At 59.7% G+C, this 22,400-nt stretch carries 17 protein-coding genes and 1 pseudogene; 8 read left to right on the top strand and 10 right to left on the bottom strand.

The annotated features are described in order from the left end of the window. Window positions 1-140: 140 nt before the first annotated feature. Complete coding sequence (gene rlmKL / locus ABJ99_RS19715; protein ID WP_054087235.1) at window positions 141-2,393, bottom strand: bifunctional 23S rRNA (guanine(2069)-N(7))-methyltransferase RlmK/23S rRNA (guanine(2445)-N(2))-methyltransferase RlmL; 2,253 nt, start codon at window positions 2,391-2,393, stop codon at window positions 141-143. Window positions 2,394-2,982: 589 nt separating this feature from the next. On the opposite strand from rlmKL, the gene rmf reads away from it, so the two are divergent. Further along, a complete protein-coding gene (gene rmf, locus ABJ99_RS27495) occupies window positions 2,983-3,198 on the top strand; it encodes a ribosome modulation factor (protein WP_002553055.1) in 216 nt (71 codons plus the stop codon). A gap of 145 nt (window positions 3,199-3,343) precedes the next feature. Here rmf and ABJ99_RS19710 read toward each other — a convergent pair whose 3' ends face one another. Then, the gene (locus ABJ99_RS19710; protein WP_054087234.1) at window positions 3,344-4,375 is read right to left on the bottom strand and encodes a quinone-dependent dihydroorotate dehydrogenase; all 1,032 of its coding nucleotides are present in this window, start codon (window positions 4,373-4,375) and stop codon (window positions 3,344-3,346) included. Between the two features lie 245 nt (window positions 4,376-4,620). On the opposite strand from ABJ99_RS19710, the gene ABJ99_RS19705 reads away from it, so the two are divergent. Next, window positions 4,621-5,832 (top strand): CmpA/NrtA family ABC transporter substrate-binding protein, encoded by a 1,212-nt coding sequence (locus tag ABJ99_RS19705; RefSeq protein ID WP_054087247.1) that lies wholly within the window; start codon window positions 4,621-4,623, stop codon window positions 5,830-5,832. Window positions 5,833-5,846: 14 nt separating this feature from the next. Then, entirely contained in the window at window positions 5,847-6,422 is a 576-nt protein-coding gene (locus tag ABJ99_RS19700) for an ANTAR domain-containing response regulator (protein WP_007249911.1), read from the top strand. 59 nt (window positions 6,423-6,481) lie between these two features. Here ABJ99_RS19700 and ABJ99_RS19695 read toward each other — a convergent pair whose 3' ends face one another. After that, the gene (locus ABJ99_RS19695; RefSeq protein WP_054087233.1) at window positions 6,482-7,801 is read right to left on the bottom strand and encodes a glycoside hydrolase family 68 protein; all 1,320 of its coding nucleotides are present in this window, start codon (window positions 7,799-7,801) and stop codon (window positions 6,482-6,484) included. A 928-nt stretch (window positions 7,802-8,729) separates the two neighbouring features. On the opposite strand from ABJ99_RS19695, the gene ABJ99_RS19690 reads away from it, so the two are divergent. The 5 genes and pseudogenes from ABJ99_RS19690 to cobA all read left to right on the top strand — a co-directional run bounded on the left by ABJ99_RS19690 (window position 8,730) and on the right by cobA (window position 16,625). Further along, the gene (locus ABJ99_RS19690) at window positions 8,730-9,941 is read left to right on the top strand and encodes a nitrate/nitrite transporter (RefSeq protein WP_054087232.1); all 1,212 of its coding nucleotides are present in this window, start codon (window positions 8,730-8,732) and stop codon (window positions 9,939-9,941) included. 7 nt (window positions 9,942-9,948) lie between these two features. Continuing rightward, complete coding sequence (locus tag ABJ99_RS19685; protein ID WP_054087231.1) at window positions 9,949-11,610, top strand: bifunctional protein-serine/threonine kinase/phosphatase; 1,662 nt, start codon at window positions 9,949-9,951, stop codon at window positions 11,608-11,610. A gap of 299 nt (window positions 11,611-11,909) precedes the next feature. Then, window positions 11,910-13,127, top strand: a pseudogene (locus ABJ99_RS19680) (NAD(P)/FAD-dependent oxidoreductase); the annotation flags it as partial. A gap of 8 nt (window positions 13,128-13,135) precedes the next feature. Continuing rightward, complete coding sequence (locus ABJ99_RS19675) at window positions 13,136-15,853, top strand: nitrate reductase (protein WP_054087230.1); 2,718 nt, start codon at window positions 13,136-13,138, stop codon at window positions 15,851-15,853. Between the two features lie 13 nt (window positions 15,854-15,866). Next, entirely contained in the window at window positions 15,867-16,625 is a 759-nt protein-coding gene (gene cobA / locus ABJ99_RS19670) for a uroporphyrinogen-III C-methyltransferase (RefSeq protein ID WP_054087229.1), read from the top strand. An 83-nt stretch (window positions 16,626-16,708) separates the two neighbouring features. Here the strand turns inward: cobA and ABJ99_RS19665 are convergent, their stop codons facing one another. The 7 genes from ABJ99_RS19665 to ABJ99_RS19635 form a co-directional block, all read right to left on the bottom strand. Further along, window positions 16,709-17,743: an OmpA family protein gene (locus ABJ99_RS19665; RefSeq protein WP_054087228.1), complete on the bottom strand. Its 1,035-nt coding sequence runs from the start codon at window positions 17,741-17,743 to the stop codon at window positions 16,709-16,711. A gap of 105 nt (window positions 17,744-17,848) precedes the next feature. Further along, window positions 17,849-18,439, bottom strand: a complete 591-nt coding sequence (gene sigX / locus ABJ99_RS19660) for an RNA polymerase sigma factor SigX (protein ID WP_007249920.1) — start codon at window positions 18,437-18,439, stop codon at window positions 17,849-17,851. 82 nt (window positions 18,440-18,521) lie between these two features. Further along, window positions 18,522-19,346, bottom strand: a complete 825-nt coding sequence (locus tag ABJ99_RS19655) for a mechanosensitive ion channel family protein (RefSeq protein WP_054087227.1) — start codon at window positions 19,344-19,346, stop codon at window positions 18,522-18,524. Window positions 19,347-19,348: 2 nt separating this feature from the next. Beyond that, on the bottom strand, window positions 19,349-19,597 hold the full coding sequence (locus tag ABJ99_RS19650) for a hypothetical protein (protein ID WP_054087226.1): 249 nt from the start codon (window positions 19,595-19,597) through the stop codon (window positions 19,349-19,351). 98 nt (window positions 19,598-19,695) lie between these two features. Beyond that, window positions 19,696-20,691: a zinc transporter ZntB gene (locus ABJ99_RS19645; RefSeq protein WP_054087225.1), complete on the bottom strand. Its 996-nt coding sequence runs from the start codon at window positions 20,689-20,691 to the stop codon at window positions 19,696-19,698. Window positions 20,692-20,702: 11 nt separating this feature from the next. Next, a complete protein-coding gene (gene rraA, locus ABJ99_RS19640; protein ID WP_054087224.1) occupies window positions 20,703-21,191 on the bottom strand; it encodes a ribonuclease E activity regulator RraA in 489 nt (162 codons plus the stop codon). A 91-nt stretch (window positions 21,192-21,282) separates the two neighbouring features. Continuing rightward, window positions 21,283-22,275, bottom strand: coding sequence for an alpha/beta fold hydrolase (locus ABJ99_RS19635; protein WP_054087246.1), 993 nt, complete (start codon window positions 22,273-22,275; stop codon window positions 21,283-21,285). Window positions 22,276-22,400 lie beyond the last annotated feature (125 nt).

The following is a 22,400-nucleotide window of genomic DNA, read 5'->3' as shown; positions in this document are numbered from 1 at the left end:
TCAGTCGCAGTTAATCTGAGCCGAAAAGTGTGTTGATTGCGAGCACGGTCGTTTTCGATTGCAAGCCGCTACAACTAGTGGACGATGAACAAACTTGTACAAAGGCACGACAAATCAGTTCACCGCCCGGTCTTTCCGGATCAAGCGCGCGCCATGATTTTCCAGGCGCGGTGAATCTTGCCGTTGCGGGCAAAATCCGGGTCGATGGTCTGCACAGTGATGTCTTCGACCGCATAGCGCTGGCTGAGGTTCTCATCGAGCACGAACTTGCGGAAGTTATTGGAGAAATACAACACACCGCCCGGGGCCAGACGAGCCATTGCCAGATCGATCAGTTCGACCTGATCACGCTGCACATCAAAAATACCTTCCATGCGCTTGGAGTTGGAGAACGTCGGTGGATCGATGAAGATCAGCTCGTACTCGTCGCGATTGGCCTGCAGCCAGGCCATCACGTCGCCCTGCTCCAGACGGTTCTTGTCGGAAAAGCCGTTGAGCGACAGGTTGCGCCGCGCCCAGTCCAGATACGTGCGTGACAGGTCGACGCTGGTGGTGCTGCGCGCACCGCCCTTGGCCGCATGCACGCTGGCCGTTGCTGTGTAGGCAAACAGGTTCAGGAAGCGCTTGCCTGCGGCCTCGCGCTGGATACGCATGCGCATCGGGCGGTGATCGAGAAACAGGCCGGTGTCCAGGTAATCCGTCAGGTTGACCAGCAACTTGACGCCGCCTTCGCTGACTTCCAGAAACTGCCCCTGCGCACTCTGACGCTCGTACTGTTTGGTGCCGCTCTGGCGCTCGCGACGCTTGATCACCACACGACTCTTGTCGATGTTCAGCGCCTGCGGAATGGCTGCCAGCGCGTCGAACAGTCGGGCCGAGGCTTTTTCCGGGTCGATGGTCTTGGGCGCGGCGTATTCCTGAACATGCACCCAGTCGTGGTACAGGTCGATCGCCAGCGAATACTCGGGCATGTCGGCATCGTAGACGCGGTAGCAGTCGATGCCTTCACGGCGCACCCACTTGCCCATCAGCTTGAGGTTCTTTTGCAGGCGGTTGGCAAACATCTGCCCGCCTTCGCTCAAGCGCGCCTGCTCGACCACCATAGGTTCCGGCTTGATCGGGTTGCCGTTCTTGTTGAGTTTACGCTCAACCACCTCGGCTTCGACCGGGTTCTCACGCTCAACCTGACGCTGCTCCGGAGTCCGGCGCTCGCCGGTGACGAACTGATCAGGCGTGACCTTGATCAGCAACAACTTGCACGGCAAGGCGCCGTTCCAGAACGAATACTGTTTGTGGCTGCGAATGCCCATGCGCTTGCCCAGATCAGGCGCGCCGGTGAACACGGCCGCTTCCCAGTTGAGACACGCCTGACGCAGACGCTCACCCAGATTCTGGTAGAGGTACAGCAAGCTGGCTTCATCACCCAGACGCTCGCCATACGGAGGGTTGCAGATCACCAGACCTTTCTGGTTCTGATCCGGACGCGGCTCGAAGGTCGCGACTTCGCCCTGATAGACCTTGATCCAGTCGCTCAGGCCAGCGCGCTCGATGTTGTTGCGGCCCGGCTGGATCAGACGCGGATCGGCTTCGTAACCGCGAATCCACGAAGGGGTTTTCGCCAGGCCGGCCTCGGCACGCGCCAGTGCCTCGTCGTGCAGCTTGCGCCACAGCGCCGGCACGTGACCGAGCCAGGCAGAGAAGCCCCAACGCTCGCGCTTGATATTGGGCGCGATGTCGGCGGCGATCAGGCCAGCCTCGACCAGGAATGTGCCGACACCGCACATCGGGTCAGCCAGCGCGCCGCCTTCGGCAGCAATGCGCGGCCAGCCGGCCCTGATCAGGATCGCGGCGGCCAGGTTTTCCTTGAGTGGCGCTGCGCCCTGCTGCAGACGATAGCCGCGCTGGTGCAGGCTGTGACCGGAAAGGTCCAGCGACAGAATCGCTTCGCCGCGATCCAGGCGCAGGTGGACACGCAGGTCCGGGTTGATCTTGTCCACCGACGGGCGCTCGCCTTCGGGCGTGCGCAACTTGTCGACGATCGCGTCCTTGACCTTCAATGCACCAAAGTGGGTGTTGTCAATGCCCGAGCCATGCCCGCTGAACTCCACCGCGATGGTGCCTTCCGGTTCGAGGTGGTCGTGCCACTCGACATCGAGTACGCCGTGGTAAAGATCTTCGGCGTCCTTCATCGGGAACCGCTTGAGCACCAGCAGCACGCGGTTGGCCAGACGCGACCACAGGCAAAGCCGATAAGCGGTCTCCATGTCGGCCAAGCCGCGAATGGCCGAAGTGTGCTCGCGGGTTTCTTGCAGGCCAAGCGCGGTGGCTTCCTCGGCAAGCAGCCCTTCAAGGCCTTTGGGGCAAGTGAGGAAAAGTTCGTAGCGATCCGACATGTGTATTCCAGGGCCTGAGCCGTCAGCGGCGGGCAACGCATTGCCCTGCCAGATTTGAACCGGCGTCTTTCGTGGAGAACGCCTGCGTGGCACGTGAGTGCCGGTCCACCGCATGACCCTGTCATGGCCTATCAATGCGGCAGTGAAGGTGCACATTAAACCAGATATCGAGGTCCGCAATGACGGCAATAGAGACGCCGCTAATAAAGCCCGACTCGAAAAGTCACATTTTATAGAACTATTGATGACCCTTCGTCGCTTACGCAGGCAAGGCAAACAGCCACTACCTGAGGTTGATAAGCGATCTCAATTCGCCCGCAAAACCGCGTTTCAAAAGGGCTGTGTGAAAACTCACGGATGAGACACCCCGATGCTTATTGCTCGACAGAGCATAATGTGACGCGCTTATGACAAAACGATCATTCCCAGCGACCTGCGGTTTGGTTAGAAATCAACTCAGGTCATCACTGCAACGGTGATGGCATCAAGGCCCGCCACGCCGGCAGCGGGCACCAACGGCAGAAGATTCTGCCCGACCTCATCACGGGGTCTCAGGGATATTACAGTCAACAGACGAGGGCATTACCCTATGAGAAGACTTAAGCGTGATCCGTTGGAAAGAGCATTTTTACGCGGATATCAATACGGCGTTCATGGTAAATCCCGTGAGCTTTGCCCTTTTACTCTACCGTCAGTACGCCAGGCATGGATCAATGGCTGGCGCGAAGGACGCGGCGACAACTGGGACGGTATGACCGGCACTGCGGGCATCCACAGACTCAACGAACTTCACGCGGTCGGATGAGGCGATTCACATCAAAGACTGTCAGGCCCTTGTCGGGGCCATCAACATGATTGACTGATTCACACCTGCACCATGCACGCCCGACCCGGGCGGCGGGCCAACGCCCAGGGGCTCTTTCGCAGAGCCCCTTTTTTTGCCCTGTGATTCAGCCCGCAGTGCGGGGCATGGCCGCAATGGCGTCGACCGACTGGCGAATCAGCGCCGGGCCCTTGTAGATGAAGCCCGAATAAATCTGCACCAGACTGGCACCGGCAGCGATTTTCTCGGCCGCATGCCGGCCTTCGGTGATGCCGCCCGCCGCGATGATCGGCATGCGACCGGCCAGTTCGCCGGCCAGCACCTTGACGATATGCGTGCTTTTTTCCCGAACCGGCGCGCCCGACAGACCACCGGCCTGATCGGCATGCGGCAAGCCATCGACGCCCTGACGGCTGAGCGTGGTGTTGGTGGCAATCACCGCATCCATCCCCGACTCGATCAGCGCAGCCGCGACCAGCACGGTTTCTTCATCGGTCATGTCCGGAGCGATCTTGATCGCCAGCGGCACGCGCTTGCCGTGCACTTGCGTGAGTTCCTGCTGGCGCAGGCTCAGGGCTTCGAGCAACTGTTTGAGCGAATCGCCAAATTGCAGACTGCGCAAACCCGCGGTGTTGGGTGAACTGATGTTGATGGTGACGTAGCTGGCGTGCGCGTAAACCTTGTCCAGGCAGATCAGGTAATCATCCACCGCACGCTCGACCGGCGTGTCGAAGTTCTTGCCGATATTGATGCCCAGAATGCCACGGTACCTGGCAGCCTGAACCCTCGACACCAGATTGTCGACACCCAGGTTGTTGAAACCCATGCGGTTGATGATCGCCTCGGCATGCGGCAGGCGAAAGACTCGCGGCTTGGGATTGCCCGGCTGCGGACGCGGCGTCACTGTGCCGATCTCGACGAAGCCGAAACCTAACTGCGCAAAACCGTCGATGGCTGCGCCGTTCTTGTCCAGACCGGCGGCCAGGCCCACCGGGTTCGGAAACTCCAGGCCCATGACGCTGACCGGCAGATTCGCCGGTGACTTGCTCAGCAAGCCGTTGAGCCCCAGCCGCCCGCCTGCACCGATCAGGTCCAGCGACAAGTCGTGCGAGGTTTCCGGGGATAGTTTGAACAGTAACTGGCGGGCCAGGTTATACATGGCGGAATGGGCTCGTGAGCAGCTGAATTCAGGGTGGCGATTATAGACGTGTGCGGGCGGCACAGGCGAGGTGCGCGATAAACTTCTTGTCATGTGACGCTGGCATATGCCTTGCTTGAACCGTTGGCAGGCACTCGCTGCGACGAAGGAGCGGTGCATCGACAATGGCGTCGCTTCAGCCCCTTGCACTGGCATCGGGTCGGGCGACGCTTTTTTTTGGATGGGCCTTTTATGAAGTGCGCGGTATGACTGAACGAACCAGCAATGCCCTGGACTGGGTAACCGGCAGCGACGCGCCGGAAATGAACAGCCTCGACATCGGCTTCATGGCGTTGACCGACTGCGCCCCGCTGGTCGTCGCCGCGACGCAGGGCTTTACCCAGCCTTACGGGCTGAGCCTCAACCTCAAGCGCCAGACCTCATGGGCCGGGCTGCGCGACAGGCTGGTCAGCGGGCAGTTACACGCGGCGCACAGCCTGTATGGCCTGATCTACGCCGTGGAACTGGGGATCGGCGGCGGCCCGGCGACCGATATGGCGATCCTGATGGGCCTCAATCAGAACGGCCAGTGCATCAATCTGTCCCGCGAATTGCAGCAAGCGGGGGTGATCACTCCTGAGGCGCTCGACCAACGCGCGCACCAAAACGGCACAAGGCTGACCTTCGCGCAGACATTTCCGACTGGCAACCACGCCATGTGGCTGTATTACTGGCTCGCCAGCCAGGGTATCCACCCGCTCGACGACGTGAACAGTGTCGTGGTGCCGCCCACGCAAATGGCGCAACACCTGCGGGCCGGGCGCATCGACGGTTTTTGCGTGGGTGAGCCATGGGGCGCGAGCGCAGTGCAGCAACAACTGGGGTTCACAATGGCCACCAGTCAGGCGATCTGGCCGGATCATCCGGGCAAGGTGCTCGGGTGTACGCGCGAATTCGTCGAGCAGAATCCCAATACTGCAAGGGCGCTGATCATGGCGGTGCTGGAAGCCAGCCGCTTCATCGAGCAAAACCCGCACAATCTGTACAGCGCGGCGCAATTGCTCAGCGGCGCAGATTATCTGGACACCTCGCTGGACTGCATCGAGCCGCGCCTGCTTGGCCATTACAGTGACGGCCTGGGCAATCACTGGCAGGACCCGCACCCCGTCAGATTCCACAATCAGGGCCAGGTCAATTACCCATGGCTGTCCGATGGCATGTGGTTCATGACCCAGTTCCGCCGTTGGGGCCTGTTGCGCGAAGACCCGGACTACCTGACCGTCGCCAGCCGCGTCCAGCAACTGGCGCTGTACCGTCAGGCGGCCACTGCGCTGGGCATCGACGTGCCGGCTGGCAACCTGCGCAGCAGTCAGTTGATCGACGGCAAAGTGTGGGATGGCAGCGATCCTGCCGGTTATGCACGCAGCTTCAAACTCCACTCGCTGGCCGATCCCGCGCCAGCGGTTGCCAGTCGTTGACGGAGAACGTGAGCATGCTGCGTATTCTGCTGATCAATGACACAGCCCGAAAAGTCGGCCGTCTCAAATCTGCCCTGACTGAAGCCGGATTCGACGTGATCGATGAGTCAGGGCTGACCATCGACCTGCCCGCCCGCGTCGAAGCTGTGCGCCCGGACGTGATCCTCATCGACACCGAATCGCCCGGTCGCGACGTGATGGAACAGGTGGTGCTGGTCAGTCGTGACCAGCCGCGCCCGATCGTGATGTTTACCGACGAGCACGATCCGGGCGTGATGCGTCAGGCAATCAAATCCGGCGTCAGTGCTTACATCGTCGAGGGAATTCAGGCGCAACGGCTGCAACCGATTCTGGATGTGGCGATGGCCCGTTTCGAGAGTGATCAGGCGCTGCGTGCCCAGTTGCATGCCCGCGATCAGCAACTGGCCGAGCGCAAGCGCATCGAACTGGCCAAGGGGCTGCTGATGAAGATGAAGGATTGCAACGAGGAAGAGGCCTACACCCTGATGCGGCGTCAGGCGATGAGTCGTCAGCAAAAGCTGATTCAGGTGGCCGAGCAGATCATCGCGATGAGTGAGCTACTGGGTTGATTCAACGAAGAACGCCTGCACAGGCAGGCGTTCTTGATGCACAAGTGACAGGCGATCTGTCAGTTCAGCGTGACATCCTTCATGGCAGGGATGTAACCGTAGTCGTATTCCTCCTGCACGAACGAGCGGTCTCCTTTCAACAGGATTCTCACCGTCGGCGCTTCAGTTCCACCAATACGGTAATCCTCGCCTTCGGTCGGCACGCTGTCGATGAACGAGGTCACCAGACCATTCGGCATGACACAGTGCGAGTACGTCTGGAAGGGCTGCTCGGGCGGGTTGCCCAGCACCAGACCGGAGGCATTCATTGGCCGGTACGGACCGAACAGGTGCTCGCCGACAAAACCGTAGACACCGTCTGGCCCGGTCACGCCATCCGCGTAGGTAAACTTGTGGCTGATGGTGAACAGGTAATATTTGCCGTCCTGAAAAACATAATGTGGCCGTTCGGTCTGATCATTGACGCCCACCGCTGTGACCAGCGGCGGAAGTATTTCCCATTCTTCACCACTGAGGTCTTTTGCAACGGCCAGGCCGATGCAGCCTACTTGAAATCTGGCACCGCCCACGTCTTCATGCCCCGGCGGCACGGGGCCAAGTTCGGTGACACCCACAGTATGCGAACCGCGCTCGCCCGCAACATTACCCTCGAAGACCATGTACAACTTGCCATCATTGGGATCAATGAATGGGCTCGGGTCCCGAAAGTTCCATGTCGAGTTTTGCGCTTCGGTTTGATAGTACGTGCCGTCAGCGTCAAACAGAATCTTGACGTCGGTAAAGTCTTTCAACTCCACGCCTTTGTCCGACGTTACAATACGACCCCGAACTTTGGCGATTGACGCACCTGGCGTCACGCACGTGTAATAAAGATCGATATCGCCCTGGTCATTCAGGAGTATCGGTGTGCCCGCCCATTCCCGCGTTGTTGGCGATACGCCTTCGGCCATCACCCGGCCACCGAAGATCCAATCCTTGCCGGTACGTGAATACCAGTAGCACATGCGCGCCCGGCCATGCCGGTCTTCCCAGTCGCGCTTGATGTCATAGCGACCGTTGGCGCCCAGGTACTGAGGATCATCGGGATGACGGTCGGCGGTCAGGGTCAGGATCACCGACCAGCCGTTGACCGAGACGACAGTGCCGTCCAGCTCGCGCAGCGGCATGGTGTCCCAGATGAATACGGTATCGCTCATGACCGGAAAGTCCGGNGTGCCGTCCAGCTCGCGCAGCGGCATGGTGTCCCAGATGAATACGGTATCGCTCATGACCGGAAAGTCCGGACTGACCAGCGGCTGCGTGGTAGTCGGGTCGTTTTCGTTGACCTTCAGCGCATCGGCGCGGGACCAGACAGTGGGTGCGTAATTGATATTACTCATGATGATGTATCCTTTATTGGCGCCCTTCGGAGCAGCGCGGAGAGGAAAACAACACGACCTGTACGTTGCATTGCCGAGTTGCATTTGAATGCGGTCTTCACCTTATTACCTGCACAGCGCAGGCATCAGAAAACCGTAAAAAAGAGCGAATAACCGAATACTTTTTGCAAAGTAAGCATTTATCGAAATTGACAGACAGCCTTGAAGTACAGGCACGCTGATGAAGTGGTGTATCACCTTCTAATTGACGGATCGTGTCAGTGACGGCAGAACGGATGCTGTCAGAGTTACGACACAAAGTAAATTAAATATTCACCGCGCCGTCGTACGACAACATACGTAATAAGCGAATTAATAAATATTCATACTTGTTGATTGTCGACATTAAGCCCCGCATAGAACAACATCGAAACAGCATCATAGTGACAGCAGTTAATACCACTAATGGTGGCACATGAAATAACAATCCCGCATTGAACTTTAATAATATTTCAATAAAGCGACGCCGTATCGGCTCAATGTCAACTCAACGAAGATGTTGGAGGGGGCAAAGCGTTGGCTCGCCAGTGCGCCCTTTTTTGCAGCGCCTTGGCAGACCACCGCTCGATCCAGGGTCATGGTTCAGGATGCTTCCGCTGCCTGGCAATCACCCAAAGCCGCTTGCAGCGTACAGCTAACCCGCTTGCAGCTGGCTTGGCCCATCTATTGCTTGGGCAATGGCACCGGTAGCCAACGGCGGCTACCACCGATTACGACAAAGACGTCGCTCATCTCTTTCCGCTTCAGCGGACGGAGAGGCGGCGTTTTTTGCGTTTGGCCCCGGCGATGGGGCCGGTGGAGTCGCCCGACACTCTCCACCGCAACGTCTGGAACAAACCGTGTCGCGGCCATGGCCCGACTGACCCCTAGCAGATGATGAGGTGTGCCGATGGATACAAGCTTCTGGAAGGCCGGCCATAAACCGACCCTGTTCGCGGCCTTTCTCTACTTCGACCTGAGCTTCATGGTCTGGTACCTGCTTGGCCCGATGGCGGTACAGATCGCCACCGACCTGCAACTGACTACACAGCAGCGCGGCCTGATGGTGGCCACGCCGATTCTGGCAGGTGCCGTGCTACGCTTCTTCATGGGGCTGCTGGCCGACCAGTTGTCGCCCAAGACCGCAGGCATCATCGGCCAGGTGATCGTCATCGGTGCGCTATTCGCGGCCTGGCAACTGGGGATTCACACCTACGGCCAGGTCCTGCTGCTGGGCCTGTTCCTCGGCATGGCCGGTGCATCGTTTGCCGTGGCGTTGCCACTGGCGTCGCAATGGTATCCGCCCCAGCATCAGGGCAAAGCGATGGGCATCGCCGGTGCAGGTAATTCGGGCACCGTGCTGGCCGCGTTGATCGCGCCTGTCCTGGCCGCCAGTTTCGGTTGGGGGAATGTGTTCGGCCTGGCACTGATCCCGCTGGTGCTGACCCTGATTGCTTTCAGTCTGATGGCCCGTAACGCTCCGGAGCGCAGCAAGCCCAAGTCCGTGGCGGACTACCTCAAGGCGCTGGGTGACAAGGACAGCTGGTGGTTCATGTTTTTCTACAGTGTGACGTTCGGCGGTTTCATCGGCCTGGCCAGCGCCCTGCCCGGCTATTTCAACGACCAGTATGGCCTGAGCCCGATCACTGCCGGTTACTACACCGCAGCCTGCGTGTTCGGCGGCAGCCTGATGCGCCCGCTGGGCGGCGCGCTGGCCGACCGTTTTGGCGGGATTCGCACGTTGACCGTAATGTATGCGGTGGCGGCCATCGGTATCGCGGCGGTCGGTTTCAATCTGCCCAGTTCGTGGGCTGCGCTGGCGCTGTTCGTCGCAGCAATGCTCGGTCTGGGTGCCGGCAACGGTGCAGTCTTCCAGTTGGTGCCGCAACGCTTTCGCAAGGAAATCGGCGTCATGACCGGGCTGATCGGCATGGCCGGTGGTATCGGCGGCTTTTTGCTGGCGGCCGGTCTGGGCACCATCAAGCAGAACACCGGCGATTACCAGTTGGGCCTCTGGCTGTTCGCGGGGCTGGCCGTGCTGGCCTGGTTCGGCCTGCTGAACGTCAAGCGTCGCTGGAGGACCACCTGGGGTTCGGCAGCCGTGACGGCGGCGCGGGTCTGAGGCGCCGGTGACGCTGCAACTGCGTTTTGCCGAGTTCAGTGCCAGAGGGCCGCGCGCGGAGAATCAGGACGCGCTGCGGCTGGTCACGCCGGTAGCGGCGCTGGCGGCCAGCAAGGGCTATCTGTTCGCCCTTGCCGACGGCGTCAGCCACTGTGCCGACGGTGCACTGGCGGCTCAGTCCACCCTGCAAGCACTGGCGCTGGATTACTACGCCACACCGGAAACCTGGGGCGTGGCCCAGTCGCTTGACCGGCTGCTGCTGGCGCAGAATCGCTGGTTGCTGGCCAACGGCCTGATGACCACCCTCAGCGCTCTGGTGCTGCGCGGTCGACGCTTCACCCTCGCGCATGTCGGTGACTGTCGGGTTTATCGCTGGAATACCGGAACACTCACGCGCATCAGCGAAGATCACGTCTGGGAACAGGCCGACATGCAGCACGTGCTCAAGCGCGCGCTGGGCCTCGATCAATACGTGGTTATGGACTACCTGGACGGCGAACTGTACGCGGGCGAGCGGCTGTTACTGGTCAGCGACGGTGTCTGGACAACGCTAGGCGATGCCAGCATTCGCTCGATTCTTGGCGAGCACGACGACCTCGATGCGGCGGTGAAAACCCTGGTCGGCGCGGCCCATCTGGCGGGCAGTCAGGACAACGCCAGCGCGCTGCTGATCCAGGTCGACAGCCTCGGCGAAGATGACTTGGGCGATGCGTTGTTACAGTTGCAACAGTGGCCGTTGCCGCCTGCGCTCAAGCACGGCCAGACGTTTGAAGGCTGGAGCGTCGGCAGCGTCGTGGCGCAATCCCGGCAGTCGATGCTCTATCGGGTCAACGACGCACAGGGTCAGCCCTGGCTACTGAAAACCCTGCCTGCCAGTCGCCATGACGAAGCCGGGGCCGGTCAGGGGCTGTTGCTCGAAGAGTGGTTTTTGCGCCGGGTTGCCGGGCGCTTCTTTCCCGAGCTGCACCCGCTCGCAGAACGCCAGCACCTGTATTACGTGATGCGCGAACATTCCGGGCGCACCCTGGCCGAGCTGTTCGCCGCCGCCGGCCCTTTGCCGCTCGTACAATGGCAGGACCTCGCGACGCGGCTGTTGCGCGCCAGCGGTCTGCTGCATCGACGCAATATCATTCATCGCGACATCAAACCGGAAAACCTGCTGCTGGGTGACGATGGCGAACTGCGTCTGCTGGATTTCGGTCTGGCATTTTGCCCCGGCCTGTCAGCCGTCAATCCCGACGACTTGCCCGGCACACCAAGCTACATCGCCCCGGAAGCCTTCAACGGTGCCGAGCCTGCCCCGCAACAAGACCTGTATGCCGTCGGTGTGACGCTGTATTACCTGCTGACCGGCCATTACCCCTACGGCGAAATCGAAGCGTTTCAACATCGTCGCTTTGCTACGCCGATCCCCGCCAGCCGCTACCGACCCGATTTGCCGCAGTGGTTAAGCCAAAGCCTCGACAAGGCACTGCAAGCCGATCCGCAACATCGCTATGAAACCGCCGAGCAATGGCTGCTGGAACTGGAACAGGCCGAGCTGCGCCCGGTCGTTGCACGGCCCCGGCCGCTACTGGAACGCGAACCGCTGAAGGTCTGGCGCACCGTGGCGCTGGTCTCACTGCTGCTCAACCTGCTCGTGGTTATCTGGCTCATGGGCCGTCATTGATTCACGACTCACAATTCACCAACCGGCAACCGCCCCGCTTCTGTGCGACCCGCCTCAACCCGGTGCAGAAACACACCTGACAAACCATGTGATCCCCCGCCACACGGCCAGTTGCGAGTTGGCACAAGCGCTGCATGACCTGTCTCGGATCATTCATAACGCGCCGCCCTCAACGATGAAGGCTGCGCCTCCCGAGATAACGGGACCGGACAAAGGCGTCCCTGTCAGGCAACTGACGGGACGCCTTTTTTGTTTGCACGTACTGTGTCGAGCCCGCTGTCTGGCGACTCGGAGGCAAGATGAAAAAACTCAAACTGGTGATGATTGGCAACGGCATGGCCGGCGTGCGCACACTCGAAGAGTTGCTGAAACTGAGCGAAGACCTGTACGACATCACGGTCTTCGGAGCCGAGCCGCACCCCAACTACAACCGTATTCTGCTGTCACCGGTATTGGCAGGCGAGCAGGATTTCGCAGACATCGTGCTCAACGATCTGGCCTGGTACGACACCCACCGTATCCAGTTGTTGCTCAACCGTCGGGTGGTGAAGATCGATCGCATCAAACGCCTGGTTATCGCCGATGACGGCACCGAGGCGCGTTACGACCGCTTGCTGATTGCCACCGGCTCGCGCCCGTTCATCCTGCCGATCCCCGGCAACACACTGGATGGCGTGATCGGTTACCGCGACATCGGCCACACCCGGCAGATGATCGATACCGCCACCACCCACAAACGTGCGGTGGTCATCGGCGGCGGCTTGCTCGGGCTGGAAGCGGCCAATGGCCTGAGCCTGCGTGGCATGCAGGTCACAGTGGTGCATAACGGTCAGACGCTGCTGGAACGTCAACTGGACAACACCAGCGGCCTGATGCTGCAAGCAGCACTGGAACAGCGCGGCCTGAGTTTTCGCCTCAATGAACAGACCGAAGCCTTGCTCGGCGATGACCGCGGGCGCGTGCGAGCGGTGCAATTCAAACACGGCGAAGTGATCGACGCTGATCTGGTGGTCATGGCCGCCGGCATCCGCCCCAACACCGAGCTGGCCGAAGAAGCTGGCCTGCCCTGCAATCGTGGCATTCTGGTCAACGACACGTTGCAGACCTACGACCCGCGCATCTATGCCATCGGTGAATGCGTCAGTCATCGCGGCATCGCCTATGGCCTGGTCGCACCGCTGTTCGAACAGGCACGGGTCTGCGCCAATCACCTTGCGCAACTGGGTTTTGCCCGTTATCCCGGCTCGATCACCTCGACCATACTGAAAGTCACCGGCATCGACCTGTTCTCCGCCGGAGACTTTCTCGGCGGCGAAGGCACGGAAAGCATCACGTTTTCCGACCCGGTCAGCGGGGTCTACAAGAAGCTGGTGATCAAGAATGACGTGCTGGTCGGCGCCTGCCTGTACGGCGATACCGCAGACGGCAGCTGGTATTTGCAGCAGATCCGCGACGGTCAGGGCATTGCAGCGATCCGCAACCAGTTGATGTTCGGCGAACCGGCCGCTGACGAGGTCGCCTGCGCATGACCAGCCTGGCCATCAACCCTACACAGGTTACCGCCTCCACCTGCTGTTATTGCGGGGTCGGTTGCGGCGTGCTGATCGAACACGACGGGCAGAGCATTCTGGGTGTCAGCGGCGACCCGACGCACCCGGCCAACTTCGGCAAACTGTGCAGCAAGGGCTCAAGCCTGAACCTGACCGGCGATGTCGAAGCGCGTGCGTTGTACCCGGAGCTGCGCCTCAGCAAAGGACTGGCGCGCAGCGTCACCGATTGGGATACCGCGCTGGAGCACGCTGCCAATGTGTTCGCCGAAAGCATTCGCGAGCACGGCCCGGACAGCGTGGCGTTCTACATCTCCGGCCAGTTGCTGACCGAGGATTACTACGCGTTCAACAAGCTGGCGCGGGCGCTGGTCGGCACCAACAATATCGACAGCAACTCGCGGCTGTGCATGTCGTCGGCCGTGGCCGGTTACAAACGCAGCCTGGGCGCAGACGCACCGCCGTGCAATTACCAGGACATCGAGCTGAGCGACTGCGTGCTGATCGTCGGCAGCAACATGGCTTACGCGCACCCAGTGTTGTTCCGTCGGCTGGAAGAAGCGAAAAGCCGCCGCCCGCAGATGAAAATCATCGTCATCGATCCGCGGCGCACCGACACCTGCGAACTGGCAGACCTGCACTTGGACATCCAGCCAGGAACCGACGTTGCCCTGTTCCACGGCCTGTTGCATCTGTTGATACGCGACAAGCTAGTCGATCCGGACTTCATCGCCGCCCACACTCAGGGCTACGCAGAACTGTGCGCGCTGGCGGATAACTACCCGCCTGAATACGTGGCGACGCTCTGCGGTATTTCTGCGCAACAGTTACACACCTGTGCGCGCTGGATTGGCGAGTCACCGAGTTTTCTGTCGCTCTGGTGCATGGGCTTGAATCAATCCAGCGCAGGCAGCGCCAAGAACAGCGCGCTGATCAATCTGCACCTTGCCACCGGCCAGATCGGCCATCCAGGCGCAGGCCCGTTCTCGCTCACCGGTCAGCCGAATGCCATGGGCGGACGCGAAACCGGCAGTCTGTCCAACCTGCTGCCCGGCCATCGCGATGCCGGCAATGCCGAACACCGTGCCGAAGTGGCCGACTATTGGGGCGTCGACAGCTTGCCGGCCAACCCCGGCCTGTCGGCCATCGAACTGTTCGAGCAATTGCAGCGCGGCACGATCAAGGCGCTGTGGATCGCCTGCACCAACCCGGCACAATCGCTGCCTGATCAGAACCGCGTCAGACAGGCGCTGGAAACCTGCCCGTTCGTGGTGCTTCAGGAGGCCTTCAAGACCACCGAAACCGCACGCTTTGCCGATCTGCTGCTGCCTGCCGCCAGCTGGGGCGAGAAGGAAGGCACGGTGACCAACTCGGAGCGACGTATCTCCAATGTGCGCAAAGCCATCGCGGCCCCCGGTGAAGCACGCGCAGACTGGGCAATCACCGTGGATTTCGCTCAGCGGCTGCAAAAGCGCTTGCAGCCAGAAGTGCCTGCGCTGTTCGATTTCCAGACCCCTGAGGCCTTGTTCGATGAATTCAAGGGCCTTACGGCCGGACGCGATCTGGACATGGCCGGCATCGACCGCGCGCTCATCGACCGACAAGGTCCGCAGCAATGGCCGTTTCCAGTGGGTGCGACAGCGGGTACGCCACGCCTGTACGCGGACGCTGTATTCCCGACGGCTTCCGGGCGCGCGCAATTCCTGTGCGAAGCCTATGTCCCGGCCCGAGAACTGCGGGACACCGAGTACCCAATCACCCTCAACACTGGACGTTTGCGTGATCAATGGCACGGCATGAGCCGCACCGGCACCGCAGCCCGTCTGTTCGGGCATGTCAACGAGGCGGTGTTGAGCCTCGATCCGCAGGAAATGCAGCGCCACGACCTGCAAAGCGGCGATCTGGTGCGCTTGATCAGCCGCCGTGGCGCGCTTTTCTTACCGGTGAGCAGTGACGACAGCATCGCGCCCGGCCAGGCATTTTTGCCGATGCACTGGGGAGACCGTTTCCTCAAGGGTGGTGTGAACAGCCTGACCCAGCCCGCGTTTGATCCGGTCTCCAAACAACCCGAGCTCAAGCATTCCGGGGTGAGAATCGAAAAAGCTCATTTGCCCTGGCAGTTCTTTGCGCTGATCGAGGGCGATGTGCAGCAGCGCATGGAAAAACTGCGCCCGCTGTGCGACGCATTCGATTACCTGAGCATGAACCTCAGCGGTCGCGAGCGCTCGGCACTGATCATCAATGCTGCCAGCACGCAAGCGCCCGAGCCACAGCTGTTGCGCGACATCGACCGCCTGCTGGGCCTTGATGGAGGTCCGGTGATGGCGTACGACGACCCCGCGCGCTCGATTGGCAAACGGGTACGCATTGATGATGGACGCATTACCGCTGTCCGTCTGGCCGGTGAAACCGTCGCCCGGCACTGGCTGCACGCGCTATGGCAGGCAGAGCACTTCGATGCGTCTCTGCGTCGCTGGTTACTGGCGCCGCTAAGCAGCGAACCGGGCAAAGCTTCGGCGCAGAATCGGGACAAGACGTTGTGCAACTGCATGAACGTCAGCCAGCGCGCCGTCATGAGCGGTGTCGAACGCGGCCTGGACCTGAATCAACTCAAGACTCAATTAGGTTGCGGGACCCAGTGCGGTTCCTGTGTGCCGGAAATAAAAAGACTGATCAACACCGTGGCGGTCACTTAATGAGGAATACGGCATGAGCGCAAAAGTCTGGCTGGTGGGCGCGGGCCCAGGTGATCCGGAATTGTTGACCCTCAAGGCGGTTCGCGCCCTGCGTGAAGCCGATGTGGTATTGATCGACGATCTGGTCAACCCCGCAGTGCTTGAACATTGCCCGGCTGCGCGCGTCATCGCCGTCGGCAAACGCGGAGGCTGCCGCTCGACGCCGCAGGCTTTTATCCATCGTCTGATGCTGCGTTATGTCCGTCAGGGCAAATGCGTGGTGCGCCTCAAAGGCGGCGATCCGTGCATTTTCGGGCGTGGCGGCGAAGAGGCGCAGTGGTTGCAGGCGCATGGGGTTGCGGTGGAACTGGTAAACGGCATCACGGCGGGTCTGGCCGGCGCGACCCAATGCGGTATTTCGCTGACCCTGCGCGGCGTCAGCCGAGGCGTCACACTGGTCACTGCGCACACTCAAGACGACAGCAGCCTCAACTGGAAGGCGCTGGCACAAGGCGGCACGACACTGGTGGTGTACATGGGCGTGGCGAAGCTGGCGGAGATTCGCGAGCAGCTGTTGGCGGGAGGAATGAGTGGCGAGATGCCGGTGGCGATGATTGAAAATGCCTCGCTGCCGTGGCAGCGCGAGTGCCGGAGCAATCTGAACGCCATGCAGCAGGATGCGGCTGCGTTCGAGCTGAAAAGCCCTGCCATTCTGGTCATCGGTGCAGTCGCTGCTTTCAGCAACGAGCAGCGTCAGTCACTTGTCGACCAACCAGGGCTGCAAGCGGGCTGAACCGCTTTGCACGTCATGGCTGCTCAAATCGCAGGCAAAGAAAAGCCCGGCCTGAGCCGGGCTTTTCAGTACAAGCGGGCTAATTACTTAGCTTGGGCTTCTACTTGTGCTTCTACGCGACGGTTAACTGCGCGGCCAGCTTCAGTTGCGTTGTCAGCAACTGGGCGGGATTCGCCGTAACCAACCGAGTTCACGCGGCTAGCGCCAACACCGTACTGGTTAACCAGAACCTGTTTAACGGCGTTTGCACGACGCTCAGACAGTTTTTGGTTGTAAGCGTCAGGACCGACGGAGTCAGTGTGACCTTCAACAGTGGTGCTGGTGGATGGGTACTGCTGCATGAAGTCAGCAAGGTTCTTGATGTCGCCGTAGCTGTTAGGCTTGACGACCGACTTGTTGAAGTCGAACTTGACGTCCAGCTCAACACGAACCACTTCAGCAACTGCCGGGCAGCCATCAGCGTCAACAGTTACGTTGGCTGGGGTGTCTGGGCACTTGTCGACGTTGTCGCACACGCCGTCGTTGTCGCTGTCGGAGCACACTTCAGCTACTGGAGCTGGTGCTGCTTCTACTTTCTTGCTGCCGCCACCGAAGTTTACGCCGATACCGACGCTTGGAGCCCACTCGGTGTTGCCTTGGTCGATGTTGTACTGAGCTTCAACGCCTGCACGGGCATAGAAGTTGTCAGTGAAGTACAGCTTGGCGCCGCCGCCGATGTTGGCGAAGGTCGAACCGTCACGACCGTTGCGAGCGTCTTGACCGATGCTTTGATCGGAGAAACCAGCAGACAGGTACGGACGCAGCATGTCACCTGGGTTGTTGAAGTGGTACAGAGCGTCCAGAGCGGTGTTCGCGCCCTTGATGTTCTTGCCACTGTCGCTACGGACGTTGTGAACTTCGTCGTAGCCCAGACGCAGTTCAACGTCGTCGGTCAGGAAGTAGCCAACGGAGCCGCCGAACAGGTTGCCGTCGTTTTTGAAATTACGATCGCTATCGTAATACTCTTTCTTGGCGAAGCCTTCGATTTCGACTGCGCCTTGGCCTTGAGCCAGAGCGCCGAACGATGTTGCGGCAACAATAGTACCAATGGCCAAGCCCAAGGTGTTTTTCAGTTTCATCCGTTAAATCCCCATCTGATGATTAAAAGCAGTCCCACACAATGGGGACAACTCGTCGGCTAGTCTACCAGACCTTGCCAGTTCGTAAGAGATATTTGCACCGTATTAAGTTTCGGCGATTCCCGCAAATTTCTCTCGTAATTTATCTAAAGCCCGCTTGTAACGCATTTTCGTTGCGCTCAAGCCCATGTGCATGATGTCTGCAATCTCCTGGAATTCAAGTTCTGCGACAAAACGCAGGACCAGAATCTCCCGATCGATCGGGTTCACATACACAAGCCAGCGATCGAGTCCGCCCCGCTCTTCAGGTTTGGGCGTCTTGTCTTCCGACGCTTCCTCAAGTGGATCCAGACTCAATGCGTCCATCAAGCGACGCTTACGCCGTTCCTTCCTGTACTGCGTGATGCACTCGTTGTAGGTGATGCTGTAAAGCCAGGTTTTAAATTTAGATTTACCTTCAAAATTTTTCAACCCGTACAACACCTTAAGCATCACCTCCTGACAGACATCGTCTGCGTCGCGATCGTTCCCTAAATAACGTGCACAGACGTTAAAAAGTGTTCGCTGATAACGACGCATCAATTCTTCATACGCCCGCGTCACATTGAACAGCTCAACATGGGCTCGCGCGACCAGCTCCTCATCAGAGAGCTCGCGTGGATCGTAGCGCGTCGAAAACGGTTGAGGTTTATTCAAAACAAATCTTGCCGACAGTCAGGTCAATGTCCGCCAAGGCCTGTATCGGCAGCGTGGCGGCATAGATTAGCAGGTTAGCCACTTATCGGCTGCTTACTCTCTGCTCGAGAAGGATGCGATTGGAAAACGATACCAGCTCCCCCTCTTCTGTCAGCAATGTTGTCTTGACCGTACCGATCTCTTCAATCTGCCCTTCCGTCTCGCCTATCTGTACGTGCTGGCCAACCTGAAACAGTTCGCGAACATAAATTCCGGCAATGATCTGCCCGGCGATTTCCCGACTCCCGAGGCCCAGGGCAAGCGCCACTGTCAGACCAACGGTAATCAAGGCAATCACGATAACGTGGTTGAGCAGGTCGGTCTTGACCTCAAGCTGGCTGATCGCGACCGAAATGCTGATGATTATGACCAGCCCCTGAGCAATTCGTCCCAAGCCTGCGGAATAATCTATTCCGACCCCTTCGGCAGCGCCGCGCACCAGCCCGTTGACCAGCTGCGCCAATAGCACGCCGACCAGCAAGACCAGTGCTGCACCGAATACTTTCGGTAAATACAGCGCTAACATGTCCAGCGTAGCCGACACTCGCTGCAAACCAAGCGACTCTGCTGCCGACACAAGAAATATCAACAGCACGAACCAGTAAACGATCTTGCCGATCAGCGTCGACACCGGCACTTTCACGCCAGCCCGGCCGATCAGTTTGGTCAATCCGGTGCCACTGACTAGACGATCCAGCCCCAGCTTGGCGAGCAATTTGGACAGCAGCGCGTCGAGCAGCTTGGCCACAACGAAGCCCAGCAGCACCACAACCAGAGCGCCGAACAGGTTGGGGATGAAGTTGGCGACTTTGGTCCACAATGCAGTCATTGCAGCAAGAAGACTCTGGGTCCAGAGATTCAATTCCATGCTCAATCAGCCTTATCGGTAGAACGCGCACCGGCCACGGTGCGGCGAGAAACAGGAGAGACGTGCGCCGAACCGTTGTTCACCGCGATCATCAAAGCCTCTGACCAACGGCCCAACAACCCGAACAACACACCGGCACCGACCTGGCGGTTCGCGGTCTTCAGGACACGTCCCAGACATGCATCGTCATCCCGGCTGGAGGATGAAGAATTGAGCATGTCGCGTAAAGATTCTTCAAACGGATCGTGCATCAGGCACCTCACGTAATGTCAGTCAAAGACGCGACGCGAAAACAACAAGTCACACAGGCCAGACAAAAAACCACGCGTCCGCGCTCCTCCCGACCTCTTCATACCCAGCGCAAACGCCTGAACAGCCACCACTGCCCCGCAGCCAGGGCAACGATGAGCAAGCACGCCACCAGAAAGCCATACGAGCTGTCCGAACCTGGAATGCCACCGACGTTGATCCCCAGCAAACCGGTGAGAAAGCTCATCGGCAGGAAGATACCGGTAATGATGCCGAAGCGGTACATCGTGCGGTTCATGTGCTCGCGCAGGCGCCGGTCCTCGGACTCCAGCAGCAGACCCACCCGCTCACGGGTCAATTCCAGCTCTTCGAGATAACGGGTCAGGCTGTTGTTCAGCTCGTTCCAGTAATCCGCGTCTTCATCCGCAAACCACGACAATTTGATACGCGAAAGCTGGCCATAGATATCCCGCTGCGGCCCGAGAAAACGGCGCAGGCCCGCAGCGCGACGGCGAATATGCAACAGTTTGCCGTGCTCCGGGTTATACCGTTCGTCGGCGTCGGTCTTTTCTTCCTCTTCGTCGACCGATTCCGTCAATTCACCGACCAGATCCTGAACCTTGTCGGTCAGGTACTGAGCCAGATAAAGAATGAGCTCCGCCGCGTTCTTTGGTCCCTTGCCCTGCGCCAACAGATCGATCAGCTCTTCGGTGGCCCGCAGCGGCCGCAAGCGCAACGAGATCACCCGCTGTGCGGCGGCAAAAATACGCACCGAGACCATGTCTTCCGGTTCTGCACCGGGGTTGAGATTCACCCCGCGCAGGAACAGCAGCAATTCCTGATCCGGCAATGGCAGCAACCGCGGCCGGGTGTTTTCCTCGAGCAACAGGTCGCAGGCAAATTCGCTCAGACCACTGGCTGTGCGCAGCCAGGTATGCGTCTGCGGGTGACTGCGATCCCAGTGCAGCCAGAGACTTTCCTGCGGCTGCAACCGGAGTTCCTGCAGTTCGGTTCGAGCAATGAAACGCGCCCCGCCGTTACCATCCAGAACGAGGGCATGAACCAGCCCCCACTGCGCGTTTGCTTCATCGAACATGGATACTTCGCTTATTCCGGCATCGTCAGAGGAGAGGGGGAAATAATAACGCCATTGTTGTCGGCGTAAAGGTACTCGCCGGGGCGGAAGGTCACGCCGCCGAAGGTCACTGGCAGATCAAGCTGCCCCACGCCGCGTTTTTCCGAGCGTTTGGGGTAACTGGCCAGCGCCTGAACGCCAAGATCGGTTTGGGCCAGCATGTCCACATCGCGCACGCAGCCGTAGATCACCAGGCCTTCCCAGCCATTTCTGGCCGCCTTTTCAGCGAGCATGTCGCCTAGCAACGCACAACGCAGCGAACCGCCACCATCGACGACCAGCACTCTACCCTTGCCGTCCAGCTCGACCTGCTCCTTGACCAGCGAATTGTCTTCGAAGCACTTGAGCGTAACGATCTGGCCGCCAAATGAATCGCGTCCGCCAAAGTTGCTGAACATAGGCTCGACGACTTGCACCTGTTCCGGGTAGGCGTCGCACAGATCGGGGGTGATGTAGTGCATGAGGTCAACTCCTGTCAGGGCTGAGGCATGAAATCGCGAACAGAATGCAACCGACGCGACCGAATGACGCTAACCATAGCGACTTTAACCGCTAACTGCCCACTGCCGTTCGAAACTCTGCGACCTGTTCAGGAACAGACTGCTCATTGAGCCAGCCAAGCACCTGCGGCCAGACCTGTTGCTGCGCGGCTTTGCTGATCAACATCTGCACATGATTGAAATCTTCGCTGAAGCCGTGTTCGCGCCCCAGGCAGAGGAACTGCTTGTGCTGGTCACCGCCGATCTGCTCGAACAGCATGCGACAGGCCCACACCGGGTCCTGGTGATCGCCCACCGCTGCAACCGCAAGAACCGGCACTTGCACCGATTTCAGCCCGTCCCACCAGTGATTGTCGCGCTCGCCAAACCGGCCGAACAAGCCATGCCAGCGTAGACTTTCGAGCACCAGACCGATCGGCTCGTCTTCCGGTCCACTTTTAAAACGCGGCCCGGAGATATGTTCGAAAGACCTGAGCAGCAAACGGGCCAACCATTGCAACGGCGGAATTTTCAGCGGCCAGTACGTGCGGCTGATCTGACTGCCGAACAGTGCAACCGACGCCACGGTTTCCGCCCCTAGATACTGGCCGCCCAACGCCGCAGCCAGCGTGGTGCCACCCAGTGAATGGCCGATCCAGTGTGGCACCTGGGCGCTTTGCTCGACAACGAACGCAGCAATGGCGGGCAGGTCGAACCGAGCGTACTGCGCGACGCAATTGGCACGGTAGTTCTGGTTGCGTGACGACAGGCCGTGCCCGCGCATCTCCGGAATCCACACGTCGAAACCGGCGCGGGCCAGATAAGCGCCCAGACCGACGCCTTTGGGCGAATACCAGAAGCGCCGGTTGGAAAAGCTGCCATGCAGCAGAATCACGGGCACACCTCGCACGTCAGGCTGATCGACCCGCCCCAGACGGGTCGCCACCAGCTCGACGCTCGGGTCAGGGCTGTTGGCGGGCTTCAGACGGTAGACGTCCTCGACCAGATCGCCACAACGTTCGGCACTGATCAAGGCAACGGGGAAAAGCTGGCTGCTGCTCTGCATATCACTCTTTATCTGGCTGGACAGACGGAATGGATCAAGGCGTTCGGGCACTCTCAAGACACGCGCATAAAAAAAGCGGCTTCCGAAGAAACCGCCTCGTTCAAACACCTGATCCACATGACGGC

It is taken from the genome of Pseudomonas syringae pv. cilantro, from assembly GCF_001293775.1.
Taxonomy (GTDB): domain Bacteria; phylum Pseudomonadota; class Gammaproteobacteria; order Pseudomonadales; family Pseudomonadaceae; genus Aquipseudomonas; species Aquipseudomonas syringae_P.
The sequence above is the reverse complement of the archived record's forward strand: the minus strand, read 5'-3'. Positions and strand labels throughout refer to the sequence as shown.

What these genes read in the sequence shown, in the direction of transcription:
- ABJ99_RS19700 (WP_007249911.1), top strand. Translation starts at nt 5,847, where the DNA reads ATGCTGCGTATTCTGCTGATCAATGACACAGCCCGAAAAGTCGGCCGT.
- rmf (WP_002553055.1), top strand. Translation starts at nt 2,983, where the DNA reads ATGAGAAGACTTAAGCGTGATCCGTTGGAAAGAGCATTTTTACGCGGA.
- ABJ99_RS19635 (WP_054087246.1), bottom strand. Translation starts at nt 22,275, where the DNA reads ATGCAGAGCAGCAGCCAGCTTTTCCCCGTTGCCTTGATCAGTGCCGAA.
- ABJ99_RS19705 (WP_054087247.1), top strand. Translation starts at nt 4,621, where the DNA reads ATGACTGAACGAACCAGCAATGCCCTGGACTGGGTAACCGGCAGCGAC.
- ABJ99_RS19675 (WP_054087230.1), top strand. Translation starts at nt 13,136, where the DNA reads ATGACCAGCCTGGCCATCAACCCTACACAGGTTACCGCCTCCACCTGC.
- rraA (WP_054087224.1), bottom strand. Translation starts at nt 21,191, where the DNA reads ATGCACTACATCACCCCCGATCTGTGCGACGCCTACCCGGAACAGGTG.
- ABJ99_RS19650 (WP_054087226.1), bottom strand. Translation starts at nt 19,597, where the DNA reads ATGCACGATCCGTTTGAAGAATCTTTACGCGACATGCTCAATTCTTCA.
- ABJ99_RS19710 (WP_054087234.1), bottom strand. Translation starts at nt 4,375, where the DNA reads ATGTATAACCTGGCCCGCCAGTTACTGTTCAAACTATCCCCGGAAACC.
- rlmKL (WP_054087235.1), bottom strand. Translation starts at nt 2,393, where the DNA reads ATGTCGGATCGCTACGAACTTTTCCTCACTTGCCCCAAAGGCCTTGAA.
- ABJ99_RS19665 (WP_054087228.1), bottom strand. Translation starts at nt 17,743, where the DNA reads ATGAAACTGAAAAACACCTTGGGCTTGGCCATTGGTACTATTGTTGCC.
- cobA (WP_054087229.1), top strand. Translation starts at nt 15,867, where the DNA reads ATGAGCGCAAAAGTCTGGCTGGTGGGCGCGGGCCCAGGTGATCCGGAA.
- ABJ99_RS19645 (WP_054087225.1), bottom strand. Translation starts at nt 20,691, where the DNA reads ATGTTCGATGAAGCAAACGCGCAGTGGGGGCTGGTTCATGCCCTCGTT.
- ABJ99_RS19655 (WP_054087227.1), bottom strand. Translation starts at nt 19,346, where the DNA reads ATGGAATTGAATCTCTGGACCCAGAGTCTTCTTGCTGCAATGACTGCA.
- ABJ99_RS19690 (WP_054087232.1), top strand. Translation starts at nt 8,730, where the DNA reads ATGGATACAAGCTTCTGGAAGGCCGGCCATAAACCGACCCTGTTCGCG.